The 20,032-nt window shown below is 62.1% G+C and carries 15 protein-coding genes and 1 tRNA gene; 7 read left to right on the top strand and 9 right to left on the bottom strand.

Annotated elements, in window-relative coordinates; all coding sequences use genetic code 11:
- Positions 1–165: 165 nt before the first annotated feature.
- From clpX to tig, 3 genes are all read right to left on the bottom strand, one after another.
- Positions 166–1,437 (bottom strand): ATP-dependent Clp protease ATP-binding subunit ClpX, encoded by a 1,272-nt coding sequence (gene clpX, locus PQQ52_RS25770; protein WP_120291738.1) that lies wholly within the window; start codon positions 1,435–1,437, stop codon positions 166–168.
- A gap of 182 nt (positions 1,438–1,619) precedes the next feature.
- A complete protein-coding gene (gene clpP, locus PQQ52_RS25765) occupies positions 1,620–2,273 on the bottom strand; it encodes an ATP-dependent Clp endopeptidase proteolytic subunit ClpP (protein ID WP_408217532.1) in 654 nt (217 codons plus the stop codon).
- Between the two features lie 206 nt (positions 2,274–2,479).
- The gene (gene tig / locus PQQ52_RS25760; RefSeq protein ID WP_169488726.1) at positions 2,480–3,826 is read right to left on the bottom strand and encodes a trigger factor; all 1,347 of its coding nucleotides are present in this window, start codon (positions 3,824–3,826) and stop codon (positions 2,480–2,482) included.
- A gap of 563 nt (positions 3,827–4,389) precedes the next feature.
- On the opposite strand from tig, the gene PQQ52_RS25755 reads away from it, so the two are divergent.
- A complete protein-coding gene (locus PQQ52_RS25755; protein WP_408217529.1) occupies positions 4,390–5,535 on the top strand; it encodes a glycerate kinase in 1,146 nt (381 codons plus the stop codon).
- Between the two features lie 63 nt (positions 5,536–5,598).
- The gene (locus PQQ52_RS25750; protein ID WP_408217526.1) at positions 5,599–6,051 is read left to right on the top strand and encodes a MarR family winged helix-turn-helix transcriptional regulator; all 453 of its coding nucleotides are present in this window, start codon (positions 5,599–5,601) and stop codon (positions 6,049–6,051) included.
- A 110-nt stretch (positions 6,052–6,161) separates the two neighbouring features.
- Here PQQ52_RS25750 and PQQ52_RS25745 read toward each other — a convergent pair whose 3' ends face one another.
- Both PQQ52_RS25745 and PQQ52_RS25740 read right to left on the bottom strand, forming a co-directional pair.
- Positions 6,162–7,667, bottom strand: a complete 1,506-nt coding sequence (locus PQQ52_RS25745) for a DUF3999 domain-containing protein (protein WP_408217524.1) — start codon at positions 7,665–7,667, stop codon at positions 6,162–6,164.
- A complete protein-coding gene (locus PQQ52_RS25740) occupies positions 7,664–11,107 on the bottom strand; it encodes a DUF2339 domain-containing protein (protein ID WP_408217521.1) in 3,444 nt (1,147 codons plus the stop codon). The genes PQQ52_RS25745 and PQQ52_RS25740 overlap by 4 nt, the downstream gene beginning before the upstream one ends.
- Before the next feature lie 509 nt (positions 11,108–11,616).
- Between PQQ52_RS25740 and PQQ52_RS25735 the strand changes: the two genes are divergently transcribed.
- Positions 11,617–11,910, top strand: coding sequence for a hypothetical protein (locus PQQ52_RS25735; protein WP_325042763.1), 294 nt, complete (start codon positions 11,617–11,619; stop codon positions 11,908–11,910).
- Positions 11,911–12,049: 139 nt separating this feature from the next.
- Here PQQ52_RS25735 and PQQ52_RS25730 read toward each other — a convergent pair.
- Positions 12,050–12,136, bottom strand: a tRNA-Leu gene (locus PQQ52_RS25730).
- A 220-nt stretch (positions 12,137–12,356) separates the two neighbouring features.
- Here PQQ52_RS25730 and PQQ52_RS25725 point away from each other — a divergent pair.
- Positions 12,357–13,181 carry a squalene/phytoene synthase family protein gene (locus PQQ52_RS25725; protein ID WP_408217519.1) on the top strand — a complete coding sequence of 275 codons (825 nt, stop codon included), beginning with the start codon at positions 12,357–12,359 and terminating at the stop codon, positions 13,179–13,181.
- A gap of 73 nt (positions 13,182–13,254) precedes the next feature.
- Here the strand turns inward: PQQ52_RS25725 and PQQ52_RS25720 are convergent, their stop codons facing one another.
- From PQQ52_RS25720 to PQQ52_RS25710, 3 genes are all read right to left on the bottom strand, one after another.
- The gene (locus PQQ52_RS25720; protein WP_408217516.1) at positions 13,255–14,499 is read right to left on the bottom strand and encodes a DUF1501 domain-containing protein; all 1,245 of its coding nucleotides are present in this window, start codon (positions 14,497–14,499) and stop codon (positions 13,255–13,257) included.
- A gap of 117 nt (positions 14,500–14,616) precedes the next feature.
- A complete protein-coding gene (locus PQQ52_RS25715; RefSeq protein WP_408217562.1) occupies positions 14,617–16,248 on the bottom strand; it encodes a DUF1800 domain-containing protein in 1,632 nt (543 codons plus the stop codon).
- A gap of 173 nt (positions 16,249–16,421) precedes the next feature.
- Entirely contained in the window at positions 16,422–16,748 is a 327-nt protein-coding gene (locus tag PQQ52_RS25710; protein WP_408217514.1) for a hypothetical protein, read from the bottom strand.
- Positions 16,749–16,977: 229 nt separating this feature from the next.
- Between PQQ52_RS25710 and ompR the strand changes: the two genes are divergently transcribed.
- The 3 genes from ompR to PQQ52_RS25695 all read left to right on the top strand — a co-directional run bounded on the left by ompR (position 16,978) and on the right by PQQ52_RS25695 (position 19,987).
- Entirely contained in the window at positions 16,978–17,712 is a 735-nt protein-coding gene (gene ompR, locus PQQ52_RS25705) for an osmolarity response regulator transcription factor OmpR (protein ID WP_006048917.1), read from the top strand.
- Positions 17,713–17,902: 190 nt separating this feature from the next.
- Positions 17,903–19,252: an ATP-binding protein gene (locus PQQ52_RS25700; RefSeq protein WP_408217511.1), complete on the top strand. Its 1,350-nt coding sequence runs from the start codon at positions 17,903–17,905 to the stop codon at positions 19,250–19,252.
- Positions 19,253–19,438: 186 nt separating this feature from the next.
- Positions 19,439–19,987 carry a peroxiredoxin gene (locus tag PQQ52_RS25695; RefSeq protein ID WP_325042768.1) on the top strand — a complete coding sequence of 183 codons (549 nt, stop codon included), beginning with the start codon at positions 19,439–19,441 and terminating at the stop codon, positions 19,985–19,987.
- Positions 19,988–20,032: the final 45 nt, after the last annotated feature.

Raw genomic sequence — 20,032 nt, 5'->3', positions numbered from 1 at the left:
GTGAGGCCAGCAGAAAAGATTGCAAGCCTCCGCGTGTGGGAAAAGTTCAGTGACTCCGAAGGTTCAGTGACTCCATAGTGAAAACAACCGTTCTGACCACACGATAAACGAAAAAAGCCGTTCACGTTGCCATGAACGGCTTTTTTTGCGTAACCCGAAAGCCGATCAGTTCGAACCCGCCACTTTAGGCGCGTCTTCGTAGATCAGTAGCGGTTTGCCGTCACCGTCAATCACATTGTCGTCGATGATGACCTTGCTAACGCCTTTCATTTGCGGCAAGTCGTACATCACGTCAAGCAACGCCTGTTCCAGGATCGAGCGCAGACCGCGAGCGCCCGTCTTGCGACGGATCGCCTTGCGTGCAACAGCCTGCAACGCGGCCGGGCGAATTTCGAGCTCGACACGTTCCATGTTGAACAGCTTGTGGTACTGCTTCACCAGCGCATTCTTCGGTTCGACGAGGATCTTCATCAACGCTACTTCGTCGAGCTTGCCCAGCGTAGCCACCACCGGCAGACGGCCGATCAGTTCAGGAATCAGACCGAACTTGATCAGATCTTCCGGCTCCACTTCGCGCAGCACTTCACCGGCGTCGCGGTCCTGCTTGCTCTTTACGCTTGCACCGAAGCCGATACCGGTCTTCTCGGTACGGTCGACGATGACCTTCTCGAGGCCGTCGAACGCGCCACCGCAAATGAACAGGATGTTGGTGGTGTCGACCTGGATAAAGTCCTGATTCGGATGCTTACGGCCACCCTGCGGCGGCACCGACGCCATCGTGCCTTCAACCAGCTTCAGCAAGGCCTGTTGCACGCCTTCGCCCGACACGTCGCGGGTGATTGACGGGTTGTCGGACTTGCGGCTGATCTTGTCGATTTCGTCGATATAGACAATGCCGCGCTGGGCCTTGTCGACTTCGTAGTTGCAGTTTTGCAGCAGCTTCTGAATGATGTTCTCGACGTCTTCGCCGACGTAGCCGGCTTCCGTCAGCGTCGTTGCATCGGCAATGACGAACGGAACATTCAGAAGGCGCGCGAGCGTCTGCGCGAGCAAGGTCTTGCCGGAGCCGGTCGGCCCGATCAGCAGAATGTTGCTCTTGGACAGCTCGATTTCGTCTTTCTTGTCGAGATGCTTCAGGCGCTTGTAGTGGTTGTACACCGCGACCGCGAGAATCTTCTTCGCACGTTCCTGACCGATCACGTACTGGTCGAGGATTTCACGGATTTCCTGCGGACTCGGCAGATCGGACTTGGACAAGCCCGCCTCGATACCCGCACCTGCAGCCTCATCACGGATGATTTCGTTGCACAGGTCGATACATTCATCGCAGATGAACACCGACGGGCCGGCAATCAGTTTTTTGACTTCATGCTGGCTCTTGCCGCAGAACGAGCAATACAACAGCTTTTCGCTGTTAGAACTTTTCTTGTCCGCCATAGATGTGTGAGCCTCCGGACACTCAATTACATGATACGCCGTTTGCCCCAGCCTCGCAGTTGGGCGCGGCTGGGTTTGAGCCAAGGTGACGGCGTTTGCCGCAGGCGCTCGGACGAGTCTTGATTATTTCACAACCGATCCGATGACGGCCTCGCCCCGTTTTGGGGCAAGACCCCATCAGTTCAAGGACGCTTGTGTGCCACCTGGTCAACCAGACCGTAAGCTTGCGCGTCATCGCCGGACATGAAATTGTCCCGGTCGGTGTCGCGTGCAATGCGTTCGACGGGCTGGCCGGTGTGGTGCGCAAGCAGCTGATTCAGCCGTTCCTTCAGGTACAGGATTTCGCGCGCCTGAATTTCGATGTCCGACGCCTGGCCGCGCGCCCCGCCCAACGGCTGGTGAATCATCACGCGCGAATTCGGCAGCGCAAAGCGTTTACCCTTCGCGCCGGCTGCCAGCAGGAACGCGCCCATGCTGGCTGCGAGGCCCATGCACAGCGTCGACACGTCCGGCTTGATGAACTGCATCGTATCGTAGATCGCCATCCCGGCCGAAACCGAACCACCCGGGCTGTTGATATAGAAACTAATGTCCTTGTCCGGATTTTCACTTTCAAGGAACAACATCTGCGCGACGACGAGGTTAGCCGTCTGGTCGTTCACTTCGCCGACCAGGAACACGATGCGTTCCTTCAGCAGACGCGAATAGATGTCATACGAGCGCTCGCCCCGGCCGCTCGTTTCCACGACGATCGGCACCAGTCCGAGCGCCTGCGCTTCGAGATCCCGGGACGACTGGGAGGTCAACGTGTCCAGCATTTGGGCGCGAAAGGTCATGCAATGGATCCTTGTCTGGAAATATTCTAAATATTAGATGCTAGACAGGTGTGGTCGACGAGCCCGTATTCAAGTGCGCGATCAGTGCGAACGCCGTGTGCGACGCTGTCTGAAACGCGCCATGCAAAACGCAATGCACTTTCACAACACAAAAAAACGGCGTGCGGGCCGTCGCTCCGACAGCCGGCACGCCGTTGCAGCGACGCTTACGCTTGCGCCGTTGCGCTTGCCAGTTCTTCGAAGCTTACTTCCTTGTCCGTCACCTTGGCCTTGCTGAGGACGAAATCGACGACGTTGGCTTCAACGACGTACGCTTCCATTTCGGCAAGACGTTGCTGATTGGAATAATACCAGCGGACGACTTCCTTCGGGTCTTCGTAGCTTTTCGCGAATTCGTCGACTTCGGCACGAATCTGCTCCGGCTTGGCTTGCAGTTCATTAGCCTTGACCAGCTCGGCCAGCACAAGACCCAACTTCACTCGACGCTCAGCCTGCTCCTTGAACATCTCAGCCGGGATCGGTGCGTCAGCTGCGTTCGGCACGCCACGTTGCTCGAGGTCCTGACGAGCCATACCGACCAGACGCTCCTGATCTTGTGCGATCAGCGCGCTCGGCACGTCGAGTTCCGAAATCTTCAGGAGCGCGTCCATGACCTGGTTCTTGACGATAGCTTGCGTGCGGCGCTTCGCTTCGCGTTCGAGATTGTCTTTGATCTCAGCGCGCATCTTGACCAGATCGCCGTCTTCGATACCGAGCGACTTCGCGAATTCAGCGTCGATTTCCGGCAGATGCGGCCACTCGATCTTCTTCATCGTGATCGTGAATTGCGCGGTCTTACCGGCGACATCCTTGCCGTGATAGTCAGCCGGGAAAGCCAGATCGAATTCCTTCGACTCGCCGACCTTCAGGCCGAGCGCTGCCTTTTCGAATTCCGGCAGCATGCGGCCTTCGCCCAGCACAAACGCGAAATCGTCAGCGCTGCCGCCCTGGAACACTTCACCGTCAATCTTGCCGACGAAGTCGACCGTCACGCGGTCGCCGTCTTTAGCCGCCGTGTCCGCGCCGCCGTCACCGTGCTCGCCGGATTCACCGCGAGCGTGGAAGTGCACGCGTTGCTTGCGCAGGATATCCAGCGTGCGGTCGATTTCCGCTTCGCTGATGGTGGTCGTGGTGCGTTCGATTTCAGCCGTGGCGACGTCGCCCAGCTTCACTTCCGGATACACCTCAAATGTCGCGTCGAACGCGTAGTCGCCTTCAGCAGCGTCGGCCTTCGGCGCGAAGCTCGGCTGACCGGCAACGCGCAGGTTTTCGGCGCGGCTGATGTCGAAAAACTCCTTGCCGACCTTGTCGCTCAGCACTTCGGCTTCCACCTGGCCCGAGTACTGTTGCGTCACCATCTTGAGCGGCACCTTGCCCGGGCGGAAACCCGGCATGCGCACGTTCTTCGCGAGTTGACGGATACGCGAGTCCACTTCCTTCTGCACGGCGTCCTTCGGCAGGGAAATCGTTACGCGGCGTTCGAGCTTGCCGAGGTTTTCAACAACGTTAGCCATGGCTTCAATCGTCCTAAAATTATTCGAGCGAATCAGTTATCTTCTCCGTGCCGCTTTTCGATGTCGCTTCACATTGTGGCTTGCATCGATTGCGCGCCTGCGCCGCGGGCTTGCAGGCCGCCGGCAGCACGGTTGGGTCCAAAGAGCCGAATATTTTAGCAAACTATTTGCGCGCCTAGCCGGGGATTCGATGATTGCGCGCGTTTTTATCGGTGTTCGGGCCACTTTTCGCGCGGTTTTTCACCTGTTTGCAGCTTGCCTGGTGGCCGTTTAGTGCTTGCATGGCACCCGCGCCCAGCCAGTTTCCGGCCTGCGTGCCGTTTAACGGTCCTTTTCGCCGACGGTGCTGCCGGAAAGCGCCGCGCCCCCGACAGCACAGCGTTTGCCTCGTGCGTTTCCACTCATGATCCCCCGCACGCGCTCCCCTGGACGATCCCGGCTATGCCATTCGACATATTCAGTCGGCGCGCCCATGCTGATAAGCTAATGGACGCGCTCGGGGCTGCGCCTGCGTCTATTCATATCATTCGCCCTCGCAACGATCCCAACCATTCAGAGACACCATGCCGAATTTGCCGTCCTCGCCTGTCGTCGTCATTGCCCCCGATTCCTTTAAAGGTTCGCTCAGCGCGGAACAGGTCGCGCAGGCGATTGCGTCGGGCATCCAGCGCGCCCGGCCGGACGCCGATGTGCGCATCTGCCCGATGGCCGACGGCGGCGAAGGCACGCTCGACGCCATGCTCACGAGCGGCGGCGAGCGCCGCAAGCTGAGCGTGCGCGGTGCGGCCGGTCCAGTGCGCGAGGCACTCACCGGCCTGCTTGCGAATGGCAGCGCGATCATCGAAACGGCGGAAATCGTCGGCATTACCGATCCGGTCGGCATGGGCGTGCCGGTCGAGGCGCGCAGCACGCGCGGCATGGGCGAAGCGATTCGCGTCCTGCTCGACGCCGGTGTCCGGCGCTTTTTCGTCGCGCTCGGCGGCAGCAGCACGAACGACGGCGGCGCCGGCTTGCTGGCCGGGCTCGGCCTGAAACTTTTCGACGCGCAAGACAACGAGCTCGATGCCACGCCCGAACAACTCGCCCGCGTGGCGCGGCTCGACGTTTCGCAGCTGGACGCCCGTCTCGCCGACACGCAGTTCGTCGGCATGTCCGATGTGGACAATCCGTTGACCGGCGATCACGGCGCAACGGCGGTGTTCGGTCCACAAAAGGGTGTGAAGCCTGAACAGATTGCCGCGATCGACGCCGCCCTCGCCCATTTCGCCGATCTGCTCGAGGCGGCGCTGGGGCGCACGGCACGCGACCAACCCGGCGCGGGGGCGGCCGGCGGTCTCGGCTTCGCGCTGCACATGCTGGGCGCGCAGTTCGAGCCGGGCGCGGAAACCGTCGCGCGACAGATCGGTCTGGACGCGGCGCTTGAAGGCGCGAACTGGCTGATCACCGGCGAAGGCCGCTCGGACGTGCAAACGCTGCATGGCAAGGCGCCGTTCATCGCTTGCCGACATGCGCAGGCAGTGGGCGTGCCGGCCACGCTGCTCTCCGGTGCGGTCGATTCGGCGGCGCTACCGCGCCTCGCAGAACATTTCAGTGGCTGCTTCTCGCCGGCCCCCGGGCCGATCACCCTGGAGGTTGCCATTCGCGAAGCAGCGCGCCTCCTTGCCAACGAGGCCGAACAGTTGACGCGCCTGAAATACGGCGCGCGTTGACCGGCGGGACGGTTGCGGCAACAATCACAGCGCCACGACCGCGCCACTCATCACGGGAAGACCATGAAGGCCTCCGCCAAAGCCGGACTCGAACAGTTCCTGACGTACCGTCTGCATGTCCTGAACAAACTTGCTGAGCGTGGCATAGGCGTGCGCTATCAGGACAGATTGGGCGTGACATTACCTGAAGCGCGGGTGATTGCGTCCGTGGGCTCGTTCGGACCGTTTTCGATCATGGAACTGGCGCGGCACGCCAACCTCGACAAGAGTCAGGCTAGCCGCGCGGCCGAGGCATTGATCAAACAAGGACTCGTGAAGCGCGAGCCGAGCGCTGAAGACGGCCGCGTCGTGCTGGTGTCGCTGACGCCCGAGGGCCGCGTGCTTTATCGCAAGGTGATGCCGATTGCGCGTAAGTGGAACGGGGATATGTTCGATTGCCTCGACGAACAGGAAAAGCTCGCGTTCGGCCACGCGCTCGACAAAATCATCGACTCGATGACGGAGCGCGAGGGATAAGCAAGGACGTGCAAGCGCGGGCGTCTCGCGGGATGCATTTCAGTCCCCCCAGCGCGCTCCGCTCTCTCCATGCTGTTCGATCCTCGCGCCGACGTGCTTTCGCTCCAGAATCAGTTCTTCCCGGTGCTTTGACCGTCAGCGCTGGGAGTGCCTGCCTCTTTCACTGTGGCACTCGTTGCGCCTGATTCGCCGGACGCACCACCGGCCAACCCGCCAGCGCCGCCTACACCGCCAGTCTCACCGCCAGCCTGAGCCCCAGCCTGCACCTGAGCCCCACGCGCAAGCCGCCAGGCGATCGCCCCAAGCGAGCCGACGGCCAGCAGCAAAGCCGCCCACAACATATAGCGCCGCATCGCATCCGGGTCTTTTCCCGCCGACTGCGAATCAGCATCAATCCCAACGGGCAGCGCCTCGCCCAGCCGCGCCGCCACGGTAACCGACGAAGCGCCCATCAGCAGATCCGCCCGGCTTACCGCCGACGACACCGCGACCGCACTCCCTACCCCCAGCGTGAAAGGCCCGTCGCCCCGCGCGACGAAAGTGAGTGTCGCCGGACGCCAGCCCGCGGCGACGGTCAATGCGCCGCTTCCCAAACCGCCGTTGCGCGTGTCGACCACCACGCGCCACTGACGATCCGTGTCGGACGCCACTTCAAGCGATGGATTGCTTTGCTCCACCGTCCCGTTGTGCAACCGGAATAGCGTCGCACTCGAGACTTCTCTCCACGCCGCCTCCAGCCCCGCACGCGAGTAGACGACAGCGGGCGCCACGGTATTCGGTTGTGGCAGATTCAGGCGCAAACGATCGACGGGATAAGGACCGCCGGTTTCGAAGAAATACTCGCCGGTTTTCGGCCCCGCATGGGCGACGATGCCTTCGCGCCATTCCCGCTGGCTATCCGCGCGTTGCGCCGGGCCGGCGCCGGCCGCCTGCACCTGAGCGTCGATCGAGTCGATGTACGGCGCGCCGTCAAGCCAGTGCAACCGCAGGTAACGCGCGCGCATATCGTTGAGCTCGATGCGGTCCTGGCTCAGCGTGCTGCCGTTGTAGCTGACCTTGAGCAATTGCGCCTCGCCGGCGGGTTGCCAGTTGCGCAGATCGTCACTCGATTCGATGCTGACACGCCCCTGGTAATTGTCGTCACGCACATGCACGATCAATGCATCCACCCGAGCGTCGCCCCGCGTCTCGCGCCCGACATCGATCAGGTCAGTGTCATGTTGCGCGCGGGCCGGCGGGGCCATGGTTGCACGCAGCGACCCGTCGGCTGCAATCGTTACGCCGAGCGGCGCACCGGTGCGGCCGGCAGCCGCGGGTGGCAGGGGAAACCAGGGCACCGAATGCAACGTAGCCGGTGCGCGGGAAAGCTCATGTGGTGCCTCAAGCGAATACGGCACCGGTTCGCCGGCACCATTGAACACGCGCACATCGCCGAGATCGCTGCGCTGGCTGGCGGCGTAGACGGCGGCCGGAAGCCTCACGCTGTAATAGGCGGCGCCACTCTCGAGTTCGAGCGCAAAGCGCTGCGCAAACCGATCGGCCGCGACGGCCATCGTCGACACCCACACGGACGAGACCGCAAGACACCAGCCCGTCACCATCAAGACACGCTTCATTGCTCAGTTTCCAGAACAGCCGCCTTGGGCGGCAACGGCGAGAAGTAACCGATCAGCAGCAGCATCAGGCCGATACCGATAAACGACACGATTCGCTCGATACCGGTCACATGCGACAGGTCGAACAGGAATAGCTTGACGACAGTCGCCGCCAGCAGGCCACCGCCGATGAACCAGAATATCCGGTTGGCCCGGCGAGTCGCCCAGATCATCATCGCCAGTGCGCAGACCGTCCAGAATACCGATACCGAAGCCTGTACGAGCATGGAATGCGACAGCTCGCCGAGCTGGTACGGCACGCCAATCCAGTGATGCAGCGTGCGCAGCAGCATCGCGTTGAGCCAGATGAATCCGGTCACGCCGACGGCCACCTGCAACGGCACACGATATTCGCCGATCGGCACACCGAGGCGGTTAATGCGCACGAGCCACAACGCCGCCAGCGCAAAAATCACCGCCGGCACGAGGTCGAGCGGATTGAGCAGCGGCAGACGCGCCCACGCGCCGCCGTCCTGTGTCAGGTTCGCATAGAACGTCCACACCCACATCACCAGCACGAGCGGCGTCGATGCGATGGCGCACACGCGCACAATGCTGTCGCGGCGCGCGAGCCACAGCCCGGCAAATGCAAACGCACTCCAGCCGACCAGGAACACCTGCTGGAAATTGAACGACGCCAACACCGCATCGACATCGTACGCTGCATGGAAATGATGATGCAGCGTGCGCAACAGCAACGCGTTGAACCACAGGAACAGTGTCGCGAGCACCGCGTAATCGAACGCCCGCGGATGCCAGTGCACGCCCAACGCGCGCAGGCGCCGCAACCACACGGCGCAGGCGATGAACGCAAGAATCTGCGCCACGTCCAGCGGATTGAGGATCGGCAGCCAGAAGAGCGGCGCCGCGCTGCCGTCGCTCGTCACGCTCGCGATACTCCACAGCCACAGCAAGGCGGCAAGCGGAGCCGCGGCCCACACCTGATAGGCCTGCACGAAGCGTGCGACCGGCCAGCGCAAACGGTGCCCGACACCGGCCACCAATAGCAGCAGAACGCCGAACCCATCAGCCCATGCGCTCCAGCTCCATGCGCCTTCCGGCACGTAGGCACGCAAACCCCAATAACCTTCGAGCGCCACGAGCGCACCCTCCGTCCAGAACATCAGCGTATGCAGCGTTGCGAGCACACGATCGCCGACGTCGCGCTGTTGACGCCACAGCAGCAAGTAGGCGGATGCCACGGCCACCGCGCAAACCAGCCAACCGTAACCGCTAACCGGCGCGCCGCTCAACATGAACAGGCTCAATGTCAGCAGCGCGAGGACCGGCACAAGCGCCAGCGCCGGCAGTTCCGCGATTGGCCAACGCAGCTTGCGGTGCGCACCGTGCGCGAGCCACGTGGTCAGCACAGCGAACAGTGCGATGGCGGCAGTCTCGAAACGGTCGGGACCGGATACAAAATGGGCCTGAGCGTACGCATGGATTTCGTTGAGACCGCCAACTATCCACCACAACAGTCCCCACACGCTGGCAACGAGGCCGATCTGCGGCATCCACGCGTGCCACACAGCCGCTTCGCTGCGCCCATGCAGCCGCCATCCTGTGAAGATGCCCGCGACCGCGATCAGCACGGTCGCAATGTAGGCGCCGTTCAGAATCGGCCACGCATGCGCCCCCCTGATCGCGACTGTGCCGAAACCGTACGCGCCCGCAGCGGCCAGTTGCATCAGCAAGCCGAAGCCAAAGGCCGTCAGGCGCCGCTGACGCACAGCGAGCCAGGTGATCGCGGCGCCTTCTATGGCCCAGGCCGCGCTTGTGGTCGGTCCGGTGAACGCGAGCGGCACAGCGAGCGTGGCGAAGATCACGGCCAGCGCAAGCATGGCCTCGAACATCATGCCAAGGTGCGCGCGCCGCCGTACTAGCCAGCCCGCAATCGCCAGGTAGAACGCGGCCAGCGCCACCGCGCTCCACGCGAGGCCGAATTCGGTACCCTTCATCAATGCCGCTTGCAGACCGATCGCAACAAGCGGTGTGCCGAACACCAGTGTGCCGTCGACGTAATGCTTGAGCGCGACCTCGCGGCGCACGGCATAAAGCAATGCGATGCCGACATACATCAGGAAGAACAGAACCAGGAACGGCTCGGTGCTGGCAAGCAGCTCGGGCCGGTAGGCCGTGACGCCCCACGCAGCGCCGATCGAAAACGTGAACACGAAGCCCAGCAGATTCAGCGGTCGCCACGCCTTGAACCACGCGATCGCGAAAATACCCGCGTTCAGCGACGCGTAGTAGCTGAACAGCATCACGTGACTGCCACCGCCTGTCGACAGAAGCACCGGTGCGAGAAAGCCGCCCGCGCTGCCCATGAAGGCGAGCGACGACGCGTTCTGCCGCACTGCCAGAAACGCGCTCAAGCCGCAGATCGCGACCATCAACGGCAAAGCCGCGCCCGCCGGCAGCAGATGGTAGAGCCTGGTTGCGGCGAACACCGTCAGATAGAGCGCGCCGACGCCGCCGCCCTGCAGGATCAGCCCGTACGCGCCGCGGCGCTCACCGATGCGCCAGCCGAGCCCGAGCAAGGCGGTCGCGGCAAGCGCAACCCCGGCGAGGCGGAATTCGATCGGCAACAGGCTGTTGTCGGCCGCATATTTGAGCAGGAACGCAATGCCAAAGAACAGCACGATGATGCCGACCCGCACGACCGTGTTGCCGCCGAATAGCCAGTCGCGGCCACTTTTGAAGAGGCGTTCCACGAGACCAGGACCGCGCGGCGGCGCGGGCGGCGAAGGTGGCGAATGTGGCGCGGACGGGGTGTGCGGTGGGAGCGACCCGGTGGCAAGCGATGGTGACAACGACGGCTCGTCAGACAACGACAACGCCATCGGGCCACGTGGCTCAGCATTCAGCGTCTCCGGTGCAGTCGGTTCGTTCGATGCAGACGCGCCGGCCGAGGCGGCCGGCGTGACCGCGCTGGCGCTCACTGTCGAGTGGATGGCGGCCGGCTTCGCCGGCGTGGCCGCAGGCTCGCGATGCGGCTTCTGCCCCGTCGCGGGCGGCATCGCATACGGACGCTGCACGAAATCGGCTGGCCGCGGTGTGAACGTCACAGGTTCGCTGTCCGCTGTACTGGCCGCCGATGCGCCAGTCACGCTGGCCCGCAACTCGCGAAGCTCACCGCGTAGACCGGCAATGTCGCGTTCGAGTCGCTCGACGCGCGTGGCCAGGTCGTCGGCTGGGCTGCCAGGTATGCTCCAGCTATCTGTTGCCGCCGGTTTGGGCGCGGGTTTGTTCGCGGCGTCCGGAGACTTCTTTTGCAATAGCCGTGCGAGCGCAAAGCCGGCCACCCCGCCCATCAGTCCACCGTAGCCGAGTGGGAAATCGTTCGACAAGGCGGCCAACATCCCGACCACTGCCCCGATCACGGCAAATATCACGCTCATCGCATCCCTCTTTTATTGTCTTCTGCTGCGAGATCCGTTTGTCGCACGGATTAATCGACGCGTATTGCGCTAGCAATACAGCGAAAATCGGCGCGCAGAATACCATGTAAATCGCGCTTTTTAACCCTCTAGCCGGCCAGGTCGAATACTGCCACTTATAAGTCGATGCCGATTGGTTCTTTTTGGCGAATTTGCGCTACTTATTTCCACAGCATTAATCCGTGGATGAGAGGGAATGAAGGCGCAATATGGCTGAGAACGGATATCGACTGATCTCTTGCGTGGCTCGATCGGTAGCCGATTGCCTGGGACAAACCAGAGAGCGGTATCCAACGGCATATCGCTTGATAGATTAACTGCGCTAAAAACCATCGTCACGCTTCGATTACGTTTTCGGGTACGGCGGGGCCGGCCGGGCAGCCGCATTCGCCGCAACCCGCCAACCATGTCAAAATTCGGTATCGGCCACCGGGCCTTCGATCACCCCCATTTCATCCAGGGAAGTTTCAGTGGACATCAACAAACAGGTAGCGGCCCTCACCGCCTCAGAGCTTCAAACCGCCGGCGCAAGCCAGGCGACGGCGATCGCCGTCAGCGTGCTGCTGCGCCATCTGCGCTCGCCTGAACTGGCAAAACTGTTGTCGTCGGCGTTTGAGAACCACCAGGCGGTCATGCTGCAAACGCCATGGCCCGAGCCGATGCTGCAAGCGTTCGAATCGACCCGCCGCTTTCTCGAAGGCGCCACGCAAGCCGAGTTGCCAGGCACGCAGGCCGAACAGCAAGCGCCGGCACCAGACGCCTGACCGCCGCCGGGCAAGCGAGGCCCGGCGCAAATCATGCGGGCAATGAACGGGGCAACAAAAGGACAACAAAAGGACAAGCGAGGACAACAAAAAACCCCGTCAGTCGAAAGACTTAACGGGGTTCTCTGCTACATATGGATGGTGCGAGGGAGGGGACTCGAACCCCTACACCCTTGCGGGCGTCAGGACCTAAACCTGGTGCGTCTACCAATTTCGCCACCCTCGCAGCCGGGCAAAGCGCTATGCGCCCCGCCCGATGTCCTGCATGCTCACGATCGCGTTAAAAACCCGCGCCCGAAAGCGTAAGCGCGAGATTCTAACCGATTGATTCGCGCTTGTCTGCATTTGGTCATGCATCTGCCCGAGGGGCGTCGATGCTACAATTTTTGGCTAAACGCACGCATACCGTGCTTCTCTTCGCCCGCCCTTCCCCACATTCCAATCCCGTGAATTTCGACGAATACTGCCAGCAGAAAGCGGCGCCGCCCGGATCGAGCACTTACTATGCGCTTCGGCAGGCGCCCGCGGCAAGCCAACCGCTCCTGACTGCGCTGTTCGCGCTGCGCCGCGAGTTCGAGGAAACCGTTAAGGAAACCAGCGATCCGGCCATCGGCCGCACCAAACTCGCGTGGTGGCAAAACGAGCTCGCCGCGCTGGCTTCGGGCTCGCCGTCGCATCCGGTTTCGAAAGCGCTGGCGGCTTATCTGCCGGATGTGCAAGCCGAGTATCCAGCGTTGCAGACGTTGCTTGCCGGTTTCGAAATGGACCTCGACCAGGCGCGCTACCTCGACTACCCGAATCTGCGGCGCTACGTGCAAGGCGTCGGGGGCACCTTCGCGTCGCTGGTCGCGCGTGCTACGGCGAAAGATGCCGCGCTGGCGTCGACGTGGTCGGCACCGCTCGGTGAGGCGCTGCTGCTTGCGCAGTTGATCGTCGAAACCGGCAATGATGCGCGCCACGGCCGCATCTATATTCCGATCGACGAAATGCAGCGCTTTAAGGTCACCGCCGCGGATCTGATCAATCGAAAATATTCCGACGCGTTTACCGAGCTGATGCGCTTCGAGACCAGACGGGCTCGTGATGCGTTGCATGCAGCGCTCGCCGCCATGCCTGCAAATGAGCGCCGCTCACAGCGCACGCTGATGGCGCAGGCGGCACTCGCCTTGGCGCTGCTGGATGAAATCGAACGGGACGGCTATCACGTGCTGCATCAGCGCATCGCGTTGACGCCAATCCGCAAACTTTGGATCGCATGGCGCGCCAGGTAGGCGGGCGAAGCGAATTAAGCGGGCAACACAACGACTGCCGCCTCCTGCTGATGAGGACAAGCGCCGTGCGTTATCAGGCGCGTAGCAATGCCAGCGGCTCGAACCGCTGCTGCAGGATGGCGGTGGCATCGAGTCCCCACCACGGCCCGAGCACCGTCGCGTAGAGTTGCTGAAAATCGACGCCGACCGGCAGGTTGCCATTGCCATCGAGCCGCGCGAGCTCCGGCGGCACGCCATACAAACCGCCGCGCACTCGCCCGCCCATCACGAAATGAGGCGCCACGGTGCCGTGGTCCGTGCCGTTGCTCTGATTTTCACGCGGGCGCCGGCCGAACTCCGCATAGGTCATCACCAGTGTCTGGTCCCAGCGGCCAAGCTCCACAAGCGCCGATTTCATCGACGCAAACCCTTCAGCCAGTTGCTTGAGCAGCGCCGCCTGCTGGCCGGGCTGGTTCTGATGCGTATCGAAACCGTTCAGCGTCAACCGGATCACCGCGACGCCCTGCCCGCTGCGCGGCTGTTCTTGCGGCGCGCCCCCGACGGGAACTGCCTTCGGGGCGTCGCCAGCGGCGAGCACCTGCATGGCTGTTCTGATCGAACTGCCGAATGCGCCGCCGGGAAACACTGTCTTCAATTGCATCTGGGCTTGTGTGGGACGCAGACGGTCGGCAGCTTTCACGATATCGTTCTCGACGTCGAGAATGTGCGCCAGTTCCGGATTGCGTTCGTGCAGCGACACCGGTGTGACAAGGCGCGAAGCCTTGACGAACTGCGCCGGATTGACCAGCGCGATCGCGCGTGCGCCATTGGCGAGCGGTCCCATCTCGGCGCTGCCGATCACGACGCCATCGGCGGCAAAACCGGGCGGCACCGGCGCCTGCGCGAATGCACGTGTGAGCCAGCCCTCGCGCAGATACTGATCCGAACGCGACGCGGTGTCCCAGATCTCGATCGAGCGGAAATGCGACAGGTTCGGTTGCGCGTAGCTAACGCCCTGCACGATCGCCAGTTGCTGGCTTTGCCAAAGCGGCATGAGCGGCTGCAACGACGGATGCAGGCCGGTGCGCTCGTCGAGCTGAACCACCTGCTCGCGTTTGATGCCGATGTTTTTGCGCAGCTGATAGTAAGTGGCATCGGCAAACGGAATCACGGTATTCAAACCGTCGTTACCGCCCTTCAGCTCGACGAGGATCAGCAGGTTTCCGTAGCCGCGATTCAATGGAGCGCCGAGCGCTGCCGCTTGCGCACCGAATGCGCGCGGCAGCCAGAGCGTCGCGCCGGCGGCTGCGCCCATCGAGAGAAAGCTGCGTCGTTTCATCCTGCACCTCGTTCGATTGTCATGGCGTGTGTCCTGCCGCCTGCGACGGACCGTTGAATTTCACTGCCGATCGGCATTAAACGGATCAGTTGCCCAATTCCGTCGGTCTCGCACGGCTCACTTCAACTGATAAGCCGGGTCCATCAGCAACGCTTCCAGATAAGCGCTGGCGGTCGAATCGGTTGCGATCGCGTCGACCGGCGTGAGCGGCAAGACCGCGTGCTGCAACTGAAGCTCGGCCGACAACCCCGGCTTCGCCGTCGGTGCGGTGTTGTAATGCGCAAGCCACGCATCGATGTCAAAGCGTACACCGCCTTGGCCGGTCTGGCCGACTCGCGTCATCGCGCGCTGCATCGGCGGATTCGCCTGCGTATTGCCGGGCACGTTACTCGCTGCGATCTTTGCGCTCATCGGCGTGTTCGCGCGCCGCGGACCGGCGGTTTCCGTCGCCCGAAACAGTTGCTCGACGAATTGCTTGCGCGCAAGCAGTGTCGAACTGTTGATCCAGATCGTGCCACCCGGCCATCCTTTGACGTTTGGCGGGTAGAACAGGTTCTCGCCGAGCGTGCGGATCTGCGCGGCGAACGGTGCAGTGTTGTCATAGCCGATATCGAACGCGCGCAGCGTCCCGACGACGAACTCAGCCGGCGATTTCACGAGGACGCCACGATCGTCGTCGTCCCAGAACGCGTCGCTCATGAAGAGGCCGTGCAGCGCGACCTTGATGTCGTAGTGACTTGCGCGGAACTGCGCGGCGATTGGAGCGATGCGCGCGGGGTCCGGCGTATCGGAGACGAACTCACGCCACAGCTTGGTCGTGACGAAGCTCGCGGTTTCCGGCCGCGCAAGCAGGATGTCGAGCACTTGATCGCCGTCGAACGGACCGGTTTGACCAAGCACGGTCTTGTCGCCGTCGTCGTGCTGATTGGCGCGCCACACGTACGCCTGCGTGTCGGGATCGAGGCTCCACCCCGTGTAGGCACGCGCAGCTTCCGATACGTCGCGCTGCGTGTAGTGCCCTTCTCCGAGCGTGAACAGCTCCATCACTTCCCGCGCGAAGTTTTCATTGGGCTTACCCTTGCGATTGCTCGCGCCATCCAGGTATTGCAGCATCGCCGGATCTTTCGCGACGTCGTGCAACAGCTCGCCGAAATTGCCGAACGCGTCACGGCGCAACAGCATGTTCTGCTGCGCCATCTGCTGCGGATACTGGACCTTGTCCTGGCCCGACGTGAAGTGGTTATGCCAGAAGAGCGTCATGCGCTCTGTGAGCGGCGATGGCGTGCTCAGCATCTCGCGCACCCACCACGCACGTAATAATTCGTAACGCTGACCGCGCAGCCGCTGCTCGTCGCGGCGTTGCTCGTCGGTCCATGTCTTGCGCGTTTCGCGCGTCGGGATCGGTTCGAGCACCCAGTCCGGCAGCGGTGTGACGGCTTCGGTTCGGGCTGTCGCCAGCACCTTGTCGACCGTCTGCTCCCGCGTGAGTCCGACGTATTGCGCGACCTCGTTACTGTCGGGCGCAAAACCGACGCGCGTCAGGAAGAAGCGCGCGTCGTTGGCGTCGAGGATGTCCTGGTCGGCAGGAGAAGCGGCGGATGCGGCAGCCGGCGCGCGGTGCCTGTTGTGAGGCGCCAGAGACGCCTCTTGCTGCACGGCCGAAGCCGGCGCACACCATGTCACCACTGCGAGCGCAGTGGCAGTGACTGCAAGCCATCGGCCACCGTTACCGCTTGCCAGCAATTTCATCATCAATCATCCGGTCGGGAGACATCGCGAAAAGACATTTGCGCACGCAAAACGCGCTGTGCTCTGGTGGCTCAACGGCAGATGGAACGGGAAAGTTGACTGGGGAAGTGCAACGAAATCTTTCACGCGCGGATAAAGCGCGACCGGCGCGCCCGGAGCGGGCACGGAAATAGCTACCGCTTGTAGAGTTCGCGGACAGCGTCTTCGATATGTTGCCGTAACAAACGCCGTTCGTCGGGCGTCATATGACCATCACGACGGCGTTGATCGAGATCGGGGGGAACTGCAGTGCGCAACATCGCGTCTGACGCGGGGCGGTCGTTGTTGAGGTTGTGGCGACTCGCCCTGGAATTAGCCGCCCTCGGGGCGCGTTCGCTCACAGCTCTGTCGGCCGAAGGCTGGGCGTGGGCGAGCGTTGGTCCCAGTGTGCCTGCAAGCGTCCCGGCTACAGCCAGTGTAATTACGCTCAGGCGCACATTCGGCCAAACCCCTCCCTTCATGTTGTTCCCTTCGTGGCGCGGCAACCGGCTACCTCAAATGCGTATACAGACCCCGGTAGCGAGCCGGGTGCGAGAGTTTTAGTCGAGTGAAGTATCCACCGAACAGCCGCATTCAGTAAAGGAGTCTACCTGCCCATGCTTTACGTCGTGCCACAGTGCGGGTAAATTTTGTAACTGACTGTAACCCGATAAATGATGCAACCGCGCACCCCTTTCTAATCGCGCTAAGATGCCGACCATGGAAACTAAAAACCCTTCGAAAATCCTCGTCGTCGACGACGATCCGCGCCTGCGCGATCTACTGCGCCGCTACCTCGGTGAACAGGGCTTCAATGTCTACGTTGCCGAGAACGCGCCATCCATGAACAAGCTCTGGGTGCGGGAGCGCTTCGACTTGCTGGTGCTCGATCTGATGCTGCCCGGCGAGGACGGCCTGTCGATCTGCCGCCGCTTGCGCGGCAGCAATGACCGCACGCCGATCATCATGCTGACGGCCAAGGGTGAAGACGTCGATCGTATTGTCGGGCTCGAAATGGGCGCCGACGACTATCTGCCCAAGCCGTTCAACCCGCGCGAACTGGTTGCGCGGATTCACGCGGTGCTGCGTCGCCAGTCGCCGTCGGAGTTGCCGGGGGCGCCGTCCGAAACCACCGAGGTGTTCGAGTTCGGCGAGTTCGCGCTGAATCTTGCCACCCGCACGCTCACCAAGGCCGGCCAGGAAATTCCGCTGACCACGGGTGAGTTCTCGGTGCTCAAGGTGTTTGCGCGTCACCCGCGTCAGCCGCTGTCGCGTGAAAAGCTGATGGAATTGGCGCGCGGCCGTGAATACGAAGTGTTCGACCGGAGCCTCGACGTTCAGATTTCGCGTCTGCGCAAGCTGATCGAACCTGATCCGGGCAGCCCACGTTTCATTCAGACCGTTTGGGGTCTTGGCTACGTGTTCATTCCTGACGGCGCAGCCTGAGCTTGCTCTCACCTAATGTGTCGACCAGAGTTGGCGCTTTAGCGCCTTATCTCTGGTCCCATGCAAAGCGGTCGACCAAGGTTTGCGTTTCAGCTGTTGACCAGCGTTCGCGCTTCGGCGCGATTACGCTGGCCCCATGCAAAGCGCTTGCTCGGGTCTCGTGCAAGATAGTTTCTAATAAGAAGGGCCCATGCGGATCGACCGGCGCCTCCTGACGCTCGCGTTCGGCGGCCTTTTCTGGCGGACCTTTCTGTTGATCGCTCTATTGATCGCAGTCAGTCTCGCCGCGTGGTTCCAGAGCTTTCGGGTGATCGAACGCGAGCCGCGCGCACAGCGCGTGGCGTTGCAACTGGTCGCGATCGTCAAGCTCACGCGTACCGCACTCCTCTATTCCGATCCCGATCTGCGGCGCGCCCTGCTGCAGGATCTGGAAAGCAATGAAGGGGTGCGCGTGTACCCGCGCGAAACCACCGACAAGTACAAACTCCAGCCTGACGAGTCGCTGAACCGGCTGATCGAACACGACATTCGAGGCCGCCTTGGCGACGATACGGTCATCGCACAGAGCGTCAACGATATCCCCGGCGTCTGGATCAGCTTCAAGATCGACGACGACGATTACTGGGTCGCGCTCGACCGCGATCAACTGGACAACGCGACGGGCTTGCAATGGGCCGGCTGGGGCGTGTTCGCGCTAGCATTGTCACTGTTTGGCGCGGCGTTCATCACCAGTCTCGTGAACCGTCCGTTCGCCCGGCTCGCCATGGCCGCGCGCAAGGTCGGCTCCGGTCAGTCACCGGAGCCCTTGCCCGAGCGCGGCATGGGTGTCGCCGCCGAGACCAATCGCAGCTTCAACCAGATGGTGCAGGACCTCGAACAACTCGAGGCTGACCGCGCGCTGATGCTTGCGGGCATTTCACACGATCTGCGCACGCCGCTTGCACGACTGCGGCTCGAAACCGAAATGAGCCCGTCCGACCAGGCCACCAAAGATGCGATGGTCGACGACATCGAGCAGATGGACATGATCATCGGCCGATTCCTCGACTACGCGCGTCCGGTGCAGCGGGTGCCGGAGCCAGTCGATCTCTCCGTGATCGCGGGCGAACTGGCCGCGCGGATGCAAAGCGAGGACAGCATGCGGCTGATCACGCGCCTCGCGCCGTCGGCGGTGATCGAGGCGGATGAGACCGACATGCGACGCGTGGTCGGCAATTTGCTGGAGAACGCGCGCAAGTACGGTTTGAGCGAAGGCGACGGGATACCGCACGTGATTCTGGAAACGCGGGTGTCGCACTCGCGGGTCGAGTTGTCCGTGGTCGACGAAGGCCCCGGTATTCCTGAAGACCAACTGGCGCTTGTCACACGACCGTTCTATCGTGTGAATTCGGCGCGCACCCAGGCGAACGGCACGGGCCTTGGCATGGCAATTGTGCAGCGGCTGGTCGGCCGTTACCGCGGCGCGCTACGCCTGCGCAATCGCACGCCAGGCCCGGGTCTCGAAGTGACGATCGAGTTCCCGCTGGCAAAAGGTGTCTGACCGGAAGGGGCATCGTCCTGCCGCTGCAACAGTCGGTCTCGTTGAATAATAACTATCCAGGGTGTTAGTTAAAAACTATTGAACGGGTAGTTTAATAGAGCTATATTCAAGGACGTGTAACGTGCTCGTTACGACGAGCTGGTAGCCTCAACATGCTGTTTTTCCATCACACGAAGGAGCACTCGCATGAAAACCGTTGGCGATAAAGTCGAAGCGTTTACTGTTACTGCTGCCAAGCCGGGCTTCAACAATCACGAAGAAAACGGCGTGTCGGCATTCGAAGAGATCACGGAACAGTCGTTCCCGGGCAAGTGGAAGATCATCTATTTCTACCCGAAGGATTTCACGTTCGTGTGTCCGACGGAAATCGTCGAGTTCGGCAAGCTGGCCAAGGATTTCGAAGAGCGCGACGCAGTGCTGCTTGGCGGTAGCGTGGACAACGAATTCGTCAAGCTGGCCTGGCGCCGTGAGCACAAGGATCTGAGCAAGCTGAACCACTATGCGTTTGGCGACGTGAAGGGCGAGTTGATCGACCAGCTCGGCGTGCGCGATAAGGAAGCCGGCGTGGCATTGCGCGCAACGTTCATTGTTGATCCGGACAATACGATTCAACACGTTTCGGTGAACAACCTGAACGTCGGCCGTAACCCTGAAGAAGTGCTGCGTATTCTCGACGGACTGCAAACGGACGAACTGTGTCCTTGCAACCGCGCGGTCGGCGGCGCAACGCTGTAAGCAGTGCTGTCAGAAGCCCGCTAAGCTTGAAAAGCCAGCGGGCTT

The sequence above is a fragment of the Paraburkholderia sediminicola genome (assembly GCF_046030555.1).
Lineage (GTDB): Bacteria > Pseudomonadota > Gammaproteobacteria > Burkholderiales > Burkholderiaceae > Paraburkholderia > Paraburkholderia sediminicola_E.
This window is presented reverse-complemented; position numbering and strand designations above follow the sequence as displayed.

Bases quoted from the DNA above. Each gene is read 5' to 3' on its own strand.
- PQQ52_RS25710 (WP_408217514.1), bottom strand. From the start codon at position 16,748: ATGAAGGGAGGGGTTTGGCCGAATGTGCGCCTGAGCGTAATTACACTG.
- PQQ52_RS25700 (WP_408217511.1), top strand. From the start codon at position 17,903: ATGCGGATCGACCGGCGCCTCCTGACGCTCGCGTTCGGCGGCCTTTTC.
- ompR (WP_006048917.1), top strand. From the start codon at position 16,978: ATGCCGACCATGGAAACTAAAAACCCTTCGAAAATCCTCGTCGTCGAC.
- clpX (WP_120291738.1), bottom strand. From the start codon at position 1,437: ATGGCGGACAAGAAAAGTTCTAACAGCGAAAAGCTGTTGTATTGCTCG.
- PQQ52_RS25715 (WP_408217562.1), bottom strand. From the start codon at position 16,248: ATGAAATTGCTGGCAAGCGGTAACGGTGGCCGATGGCTTGCAGTCACT.
- PQQ52_RS25740 (WP_408217521.1), bottom strand. From the start codon at position 11,107: ATGAGCGTGATATTTGCCGTGATCGGGGCAGTGGTCGGGATGTTGGCC.
- PQQ52_RS25750 (WP_408217526.1), top strand. From the start codon at position 5,599: ATGAAGGCCTCCGCCAAAGCCGGACTCGAACAGTTCCTGACGTACCGT.
- tig (WP_169488726.1), bottom strand. From the start codon at position 3,826: ATGGCTAACGTTGTTGAAAACCTCGGCAAGCTCGAACGCCGCGTAACG.
- clpP (WP_408217532.1), bottom strand. From the start codon at position 2,273: ATGACCTTTCGCGCCCAAATGCTGGACACGTTGACCTCCCAGTCGTCC.
- PQQ52_RS25755 (WP_408217529.1), top strand. From the start codon at position 4,390: ATGCCGAATTTGCCGTCCTCGCCTGTCGTCGTCATTGCCCCCGATTCC.
- PQQ52_RS25695 (WP_325042768.1), top strand. From the start codon at position 19,439: ATGAAAACCGTTGGCGATAAAGTCGAAGCGTTTACTGTTACTGCTGCC.
- PQQ52_RS25745 (WP_408217524.1), bottom strand. From the start codon at position 7,667: ATGAAGCGTGTCTTGATGGTGACGGGCTGGTGTCTTGCGGTCTCGTCC.
- PQQ52_RS25720 (WP_408217516.1), bottom strand. From the start codon at position 14,499: ATGAAACGACGCAGCTTTCTCTCGATGGGCGCAGCCGCCGGCGCGACG.